9 protein-coding genes and 4 pseudogenes are annotated in these 7,047 nt (G+C 63.3%); 8 read left to right on the forward strand and 5 right to left on the reverse strand.

Translation table 11 applies throughout. The annotated features are described in order from the left end of the window. The 3 genes and pseudogenes from JCM12178_RS16265 to JCM12178_RS16275 all read left to right on the forward strand — a co-directional run. On the forward strand, nucleotides 1-650 hold a 650-nt coding region (locus JCM12178_RS16265), incomplete at its 5' end, for a THUMP domain-containing class I SAM-dependent RNA methyltransferase (protein WP_369404547.1). Nucleotides 651-710: 60 nt separating this feature from the next. Next, a pseudogene (locus tag JCM12178_RS16270) lies at nucleotides 711-958 on the forward strand (hypothetical protein). Next, nucleotides 955-1,446: an acyl-CoA thioesterase gene (locus JCM12178_RS16275; protein ID WP_054652949.1), complete on the forward strand. Its 492-nt coding sequence runs from the start codon at nucleotides 955-957 to the stop codon at nucleotides 1,444-1,446. The pseudogene JCM12178_RS16270 and the gene JCM12178_RS16275 overlap by 4 nt, the downstream one beginning before the upstream one ends. A gap of 79 nt (nucleotides 1,447-1,525) precedes the next feature. Here the strand turns inward: JCM12178_RS16275 and rlmN are convergent. From rlmN to JCM12178_RS20075, 5 genes and pseudogenes are all read right to left on the reverse strand, one after another. Beyond that, nucleotides 1,526-2,558 (reverse strand): annotated as a pseudogene (rlmN, locus tag JCM12178_RS21290) (dual-specificity RNA methyltransferase RlmN). Nucleotides 2,559-2,639: 81 nt separating this feature from the next. Next, complete coding sequence (locus JCM12178_RS18495) at nucleotides 2,640-2,786, reverse strand: hypothetical protein (RefSeq protein ID WP_157054972.1); 147 nt, start codon at nucleotides 2,784-2,786, stop codon at nucleotides 2,640-2,642. Further along, a complete protein-coding gene (locus JCM12178_RS16285) occupies nucleotides 2,786-3,553 on the reverse strand; it encodes a purine nucleoside phosphorylase YfiH/LACC1 family protein (RefSeq protein ID WP_054652943.1) in 768 nt (255 codons plus the stop codon). Before JCM12178_RS16285 ends, JCM12178_RS18495 begins: the two co-directional genes overlap by 1 nt. After that, complete coding sequence (locus JCM12178_RS20070; RefSeq protein WP_245628832.1) at nucleotides 3,541-3,816, reverse strand: 5-formyltetrahydrofolate cyclo-ligase; 276 nt, start codon at nucleotides 3,814-3,816, stop codon at nucleotides 3,541-3,543. The genes JCM12178_RS16285 and JCM12178_RS20070 overlap by 13 nt, the downstream gene beginning before the upstream one ends. An 86-nt stretch (nucleotides 3,817-3,902) precedes the next feature. Beyond that, nucleotides 3,903-4,112, reverse strand: a pseudogene (locus JCM12178_RS20075) (5-formyltetrahydrofolate cyclo-ligase); the annotation flags it as partial. Between the two features lie 146 nt (nucleotides 4,113-4,258). On the opposite strand from JCM12178_RS20075, the gene JCM12178_RS16295 reads away from it, so the two are divergent. From JCM12178_RS16295 to JCM12178_RS21300, 5 genes and pseudogenes are all read left to right on the forward strand, one after another. Beyond that, nucleotides 4,259-4,915, forward strand: coding sequence for a metallophosphoesterase family protein (locus tag JCM12178_RS16295; RefSeq protein WP_054652945.1), 657 nt, complete (start codon nucleotides 4,259-4,261; stop codon nucleotides 4,913-4,915). Further along, nucleotides 4,915-5,390: pseudogene (locus JCM12178_RS16300) on the forward strand (23S rRNA (pseudouridine(1915)-N(3))-methyltransferase RlmH). Before JCM12178_RS16295 ends, JCM12178_RS16300 begins: the two are co-directional and overlap by 1 nt. Before the next feature lie 11 nt (nucleotides 5,391-5,401). Continuing rightward, nucleotides 5,402-5,626: a hypothetical protein gene (locus JCM12178_RS16305; RefSeq protein ID WP_054652947.1), complete on the forward strand. Its 225-nt coding sequence runs from the start codon at nucleotides 5,402-5,404 to the stop codon at nucleotides 5,624-5,626. Then, entirely contained in the window at nucleotides 5,626-6,219 is a 594-nt protein-coding gene (locus tag JCM12178_RS21295) for an iron-containing alcohol dehydrogenase (RefSeq protein WP_218185660.1), read from the forward strand. The genes JCM12178_RS16305 and JCM12178_RS21295 overlap by 1 nt, the downstream gene beginning before the upstream one ends. Next, complete coding sequence (locus JCM12178_RS21300; protein ID WP_218185661.1) at nucleotides 6,216-6,908, forward strand: dehydroquinate synthase/iron-containing alcohol dehydrogenase family protein; 693 nt, start codon at nucleotides 6,216-6,218, stop codon at nucleotides 6,906-6,908. Before JCM12178_RS21295 ends, JCM12178_RS21300 begins: the two co-directional genes overlap by 4 nt. The last annotated feature ends 139 nt before the right edge of the window (nucleotides 6,909-7,047 follow it).

Consider the following 7,047-nt stretch of genomic DNA (forward strand, 5'->3'; position numbering starts at 1 on the left):
CTCCCATGCAGGAGAGCCTCGCCGCGGCCTGCCTCATGGCCGCCCACTGGCCGAAAAAGGCCGCCGAGGGCCAGCACTTCGTGGCCCCCATGTGCGGCTCCGGGACGCTGGCCATCGAGGCCGCCCTCATGGGCCTGAACCGCGCCCCCGGCATCCTGCGCGACAACTTCGGCTTCATGCACCTGACCGGCTACGACCCCGACGCATGGCAGACGCTTCGCGACGAGGCGTCCAAGGTCCGCGCCAAGGGCATCGAAGGCAGCATCATCGCCACCGACCACGACCCGGAAGCCATCGAGGCCGCGCGGCACAACGCCCGCGCCGCCGGGGTGGAGCACGTCATCGAGTTCGATGTCTGCGATTTCAGCGAGACCGACGTGCCCGAAGGTCCCGGGCTGGTCATGCTGAACCCGGAATACGGCAGGCGACTTGGTGATGAGAAAGCGCTCGAACCGGTCTATTCGGCCATCGGGGATTTCTTCAAGCAGTCCTGCCGCGGCTACTGGGGATACATCTTCACCGGCAACCTCGTCCTTGCCAAGAAGGTCGGCCTGCGCACCACCCGGCGCATCCCGTTCTTCAATGCCAAGATCGAATGCCGCCTGCTCGAATATGAAATGTACTCGGGCACCCGAAAACAACGCACTTGACTTTTTCGCTCACACCCGGTCATCATTTCGTCAGACAATCCGAAGACCGGGAGGAGTGCCATGAGCCGCAAGGTCAAGTCGGTCAGAGTGCCCAAGGAATTGGAAACCCTCGACCTGTCCGGTGTCATCCGCGAGTGCGAACAGTATCTTCGCGATCTTGAATCCGCCACCCTGCTCAAGCGGGACGCAATCGCGAAGCCGCAGAAGCGCTCGTGCACACCCGTCAGGCCGACCTCGGCAAGCGCGTGGGCAAGCTCGTATGGGAAGCCCGCGTGCGCTACGGCAAGCACAAGGAAGAAGAACAATGAATCCAAAACCGTCTTCGGAGACCGCCGTCATCACCACGCACCTCGCCCTGCCGCAGGACGCGAACCCCGCGGGCAACGTGCACGGCGGCGTGATCCTCAAGCATGTGGACACCTGCGGCGGCATCGCGGCCAAGCGCCTCAGCCGCTGCAACGTGGTCACGGCCTGCATCGACCGCATGAACTTCAACGCCCCGGCCTACGTGGGCGAGCTGCTGACCTTCAAGGCCTGCGTCAACCACGTGGGCACCACCAGCATGGAGGTCGGCGTGCGCGTGGAGGCCGAGAACCTCAAGACCGGCGAGATCCGCCACACCAACACCGCCTACCTGACCTACGTGGCGCTCGGCGATGACGGCAAACCCACGCCCGTCCCCTCGCTGGACCTCGACTCCCCGGAAGCCGAACGCCGCTTCAAGGAAGCGGAGTTGCGGCGCAAGTTCCGCTTCGAGGAGCTGGAACTGACCGGACACAGGCAAAAGCGCAAATAGCAAATCATCAGACACGCCACACGGGAGCCTCGTCGTTTGACGGGGCTCTTTTCGTGCGCGCGGTAACGTGGAACGGTGGCTACTTCTGCGCGTCAGCCTTGAGCTGCCCGCAGGCGCCTTGATGTCGGCACCCATGCTGCGGCGGATGAAGGCGGTCATGCCCTTGTCCCAGAGGATTTTCTGGAAGGCTTCCACAGTCTCGGTGGAGGGCGCGTCGTAGGGCATATCCTCGGTGGGATTGTAGGCGATGAGGTTCACCTTGCAGCGCAGACCGCTCAGCAGCTTGACGAGCTGGCGGGCGTGCTCCGGCTGGTCGTTGACGCCCTTGAGCAGAAGGTACTCGATGGTCAGGCGCAGCCTGTTTCGCACGGGGTAGTCGCGCAGGAAGGCGATAAGGTCTTTGATGTCCGTACGCGCGGCCTTGGGCATGATCTGCTCACGCAGCTCCTGTGTCGGGGCGTGCAGGGAGATGGCGATCTGGGCGAGTTCCCGCTCGCCGATCTCGGCAAGCTGCTCCGGGAAGCCCACTGTGGAGACCATGGAGCGTCGCCATGAGATGTTCAGCCCTTGGCGCTGGGAAGAGTTTCGAGGACCTTGACGAGGTTTTTGAAATTCAGGAGCGGTTCGCCCATGCCCATGAACACGAGGCTCTTGAGCGGCATCAGCTCGTTGTCTTCAAGATACTTCCGGGCAGCAAGCACCTGACCGAGGATTTCGCCCTGCGTCAGGTTGCGCTCAAAGCCCATCAGGCCGGTGTTGCAGAACGTGCAGCCCATGGCGCAGCCCACCTGCGTGGAGAGACACTGGGAGTAGCGGTCCTGCATGGGGATGAGCACGGACTCGATGAGTTTGCCGTCGGCCATGCGGAAGAGGAACTTGGTGGTCCCGTCCCGACTGACCTGCACGGTCTCGGTCTCGGGCCAGACGATGGCGGCCTCGGCAGCGAGCTTCTCGCGCAGGGGCTTGGCGAGGTTGGTCATGACCTCGAAGTCGCGGGCGTCCTTCTGCCACAGCCACTGCCACACCTGATCGGTGCGGAAGCGCGGCAGGCCCATGCGTTCGGTCAAAAACGCCTCAAGTTCGGAATAGCTCAGGTCCAGAAGATTAATCATGCTCACCTCGTGGGCGCACTGTAGGGCCTTGGCGGATTCTGTCAAGCGCCGGTGTCTAGCGGACCATGGAGTTGATGAGCGTCAGGAGCATGATGACCACGATGGTGCCAAGCAGCAGTTGGTGATCTTCTGCCGCTGGCGGATGCGCTTATCCTTGTTGCGGGTAAACTGCCCGGTAAGGAACAAAATGGCCGCGAGGATAATGAGGACCTTGGTCAGGAGTCCCACTAGCGCTCCTCCCGCATCCAGATGAGGCCCATCTGCCGTCCCGTCTTCCGCTCGGGCGCAGGGGCGGCCCGGTAGGAGTAGAAGGTGTCGGTCATGGTGTTGGTGCACAGGTCCACGCCGTGGATGTTCTCGTCGGGCACGCCCGCGGCCAGCAACTGGTAGCGGGTCAGGGCCCAGAGGTCCACGCAGCCGGTGTTCCTGTCGTAAAACTGCTTGAACTTGGTGCCGAACTCCTTGTCGAAGTTCGTGAACTCCGCGCGCAGCGGGCCGAGGCTGGGGCCGCGCACTGCGTGGAAGTCACGCGGCTGAAGCCGATACTCGTCACAGATGCGCCTTATGGCGGTGAAGGGGTAATTGGCCACGTTACCCCGCCAGCCCACATGCAGGGCCGCGATGATGTTCCCCGAGCGATGCGCCAGCAGCACGGGCTGGCAGTCGGCGGTCTTGATGACAAGCGCCTGATTCTTGCGGATGGTCGCCATGCCGTCGGCCTGATGCACGGGCTTGTCGTGCGCTCTGGTCGGCTTGGGATTGAACTGAAGCTCGGTGCCGTGCACCTGATGGCACTCGCCCCAGTGCGCGAAGTCGAGCTGCTGCTGGAGCGCCTCGCGGTTCTCGATGACCGCGTCAACGCTGTCACCCGCCTCGAAAGAAAGGTTGGCCGCGTCGAACGGCTCGTTGGAGATGCCGCCCAGCCGGGTGGTGAAGACGCAACTGACGCCGGGGATCGTGTCGAAGTAGAAAGGGAAATGCGCTATCTGCGGCATGCGGCTTCCTCATGGGCGACCACGTGGACAGGCACGTCCCACGGATCGGTTTCCAGATGTTCCACGAACTGAAAGGTGTAGCAGGGGCCGACGGTCAGGCAGCCCGCCATGGCTTCCGAGGCCAGCAGGCGGTCGTAATACCCCCCGCCCTGCCCGAGACGGTTGCCCATGCGGTCAAACCCCACGCCGGGGATGAAGGCCAGATCGGGCGCGAAATCCGTGACCACCGGGCAGGCCCTGTCCGGCTCCATGATCTCATACATGCCGGGCACGAGTCTTCGCCGCAGGTCACGCAGGCGAGGTCCATCCTGCCGGGTTGTTCCGGCCTGCACCGGGGCAGCAGGACCCGCACCCCGCGCTGCCAGAGCTCGGCAATGAGCGGACGCACGTCCACCTCGTTGCGGGCGGGCCAGTAGGCCAGCACCTCGCGGGCGTTCTTCCATTCGGGCAGCGACCGTATTTGGTCGAGCACATCATGGCTTCGCCGTGCGGCTTCCTCCGCGTCCATGGCCCGTCGGTGACCAAGCAGTTCGGCCCTGAGCTGATCCTTTGCAACCATGTCGCCTGTTTAGCACGGCAGCGCGGGACAATCCAGCCCGGCGGTATGGAGGGTGCGCGGCTTTTCTGCTACTGTCCCCGTTGTCCGGTAGGCCGCACGGCTTTTCGGAACACAGCAAGCAAAACGCACCCGCAAGGAGGCACTGAATGTACTGGATCGCATTCGGCGACATACACGAGAGCACCGCCGTCATAGAGTCCATTCCCGGCATCCGGGAGGCCGAAGGCATCATCATAACCGGCGACCTGACCAACCGGGGCATGCGTCCGCAGGCCGAACGAATGCTCGGCAAAATGCAGGCCGTGAACCGAACGGTATTCGCCCAGCCGGGCAATATGGACACGGACGAAGTCACCAACTATCTGGATGAACAGGGTGTGCTCATGCACCGCAAGGTCATGGAACTGGCCCCGGACCTCTGCCTCATGGGCATAGGCTACTCCACGCCCACCCCGTTCGGCACGCCCGGCGAGGTGGATGAAGATGACATCGCCCAGTGGCTGATGGAGGCTGACGCAGACAGCGACGGCTACGCGCACCGCATCCTCTGCATTCACGAGCCGCCGAAGGACACCGTCTGCGACCGCATCAGCGACGGCCTGCACGTGGGCAGTCAGGCCGTGCGGGACTTCATAGAACACGCCCGCATCGACCTCGTCGTAACCGGGCATATCCACGAAGGTGTGGGCATTGAAATCATTGCCGGAACCCCGGTCATCAATCCCGGCATGGTCTCGGGCGGCGGCTACGTTCGCATCGAGTTCAACGGCAGCGCGGTCTCCGCATCGCTGGAGAGCGTCTAGTGGCGGCCGGGCGCATCAACTTCATATGGGTGGGCAAGCTCAAGGAAAAGTTCTACGTAGCGGGCTGCACCCATTACGAAAAGAAGCTCTCCCGCTTCTACAGGCTGGACGAGCGCATCGTGCGTGACGGGCCCGGCAAGCTCCCGGCCCCGGAACGCAACGCAAAGGAAGGCGAGGCCATCCTCGCCAAGGTCAGAAAAACGACCTGCTGGTGATACTGGACGAGCACGGCGAGCGCTTGACATCGCGCAAGCTGGCCGCCAACCTCACCAAGTGGACGGACATGCCCGGCGTGGAGCCGACCTTCGTCATCGGCGGCCCTTTCGGCCTGTCGGACGAGGTCAAGGCCGCAGCCCGGCACAGCGTCCGGCTCTCGGACATGACCCTGCCCCACGAGCTGGCCCGGCTGACCCTGCTGGAACAGCTCTACCGGGCGGCCTGCATACAAAAGGGAATACCCTATCACCACGACTAGCGAGGACCGCAATGATCGATACTGACTATCTCGACAGGCTGCAGGAATACCTGACCGGCGGCGACTGCGAGTTCGAATTCGACAACGGCGACGAGGAGCGGCGGCACGCCATTCTCGACGGACTGGAAAAACTCATGGACATCTCCGAGCACGCCGACGAGTTGGCCACCAAACTCATCTTCAAGGGCGGCCTCGGCGCACTTGCCGGAATCGGACAGGACCAGGGGGAGAACTGATGCACGACCCGAGACAGAAAGCACAGGAGCTTCTCAACGAATTTCGCGGCGACGCATACAGCTACGGACTGGGCGTTTTTGAGGAACTCGGCCGCCACACCGCCGAGCTCGGCAAACGCGCCCTGTTTGTCGGACGCCTGACCAGTCCGTGGTTCGCCCCGCTCCGCGAGCGCGCCCTCAAGGCCCTCAAGGAAGCTGGAGTCGAAGTGGTCGGCGAATGTCAGGGCGCATATCCCAACGCCCCGCTGGAAGACGTCTACCGCATGCAGTCGCACATCCTGCACAAAAAGCCGGACGTCATCGTCACCGTGGACGCAGGCTCGGGCATCGACGCGGTCAAGTCCGCCGTGACCCTCGCCGCTCTCGGCGACGTGGAGCCGGAGATCAACCCCTTCTTCGGCATGGGCAAGGTTGCCGAGGCCCTGGACAAACACGGCCGCACCCTGCTGCCCACCGTGGCCGTCATGCTTGCGGCCAGCTCCGGCGCACACCTGACCAAGTACTCCAACGTCACGGACATCATCAACGGCCAGAAATATCTGGTCATCGACGAGATCCTAACCCCGACCCGCGCGTCTTCGACTATGACGTGACGACCAGCCAGCCGGACAGCCTCACGCAGGACGGCGCCTTTGACGGCATCGGCCACTGCGTGGAGGTCTACTTCGGCGCCGGACCGGACATTGAGGAAAAATGCCGCGACATCTGCGTAGCTGGCGTGGACCTCATCATCCGCGGCCTGCTCGGCGTCACCGAAAAACCGGACGACCCCGAAGCCCGCATGGACCTCGGTCTCGGCACCGACCTCGGCGGCTACGCCATAATGGTCGGCGGCACCAGCGGCCCGCACCTGAACAGCTTCTCCCTCGTGGACGTTGTCTCCCACGGTCGCGCCTGCGCGCTCATGGAGCCGTACTACACCGTGTTCTTCGCCCCGGCCATCGAGCACAAGGTCCGTACCGTGGGCGAAGTCTACCGCAAGCACGGCCTGATCACCGAAGATCTCGACGCCCTCACCGGTCGCGAGCTCGGCGAGGCCGTGGCCAGAGGCATGCGCGAACTCAGCCTCCGCGTAGGCTTTCCTGACAAGCTCAAGGACCTGCCCGACATGACCCCGGCGCACATCGACCGCTGCCTCAAGGCCGCCAAGAACCCTGCCCTTGAATCCAAACTCAAGAACATGCCAGTTCCCTTGAACGCGGACCTCGTTGACGAGTACATGAGGCCGATTCTCGAAGCCGGGTATGAAGGGGACTTTTCGCGGATCAAAAACATGGATTAGCGGGAATTCTCAATCGCCGCACGGCTATTTCGGGCAGGCTCCTTTGGAACCTGCCCGTTTTTGTTGTGGACTATTTTTGAATGGGTGCGGGGCCCGCCTTTCGGCGGGAGGGACGGGAAGCGGAACCCGTTTCGTTGTG

Source organism: Salidesulfovibrio brasiliensis JCM 12178, from assembly GCF_001311825.1.
Taxonomy (GTDB): Bacteria; Desulfobacterota; Desulfovibrionia; order Desulfovibrionales; family Desulfovibrionaceae; genus Pseudodesulfovibrio; species Pseudodesulfovibrio brasiliensis.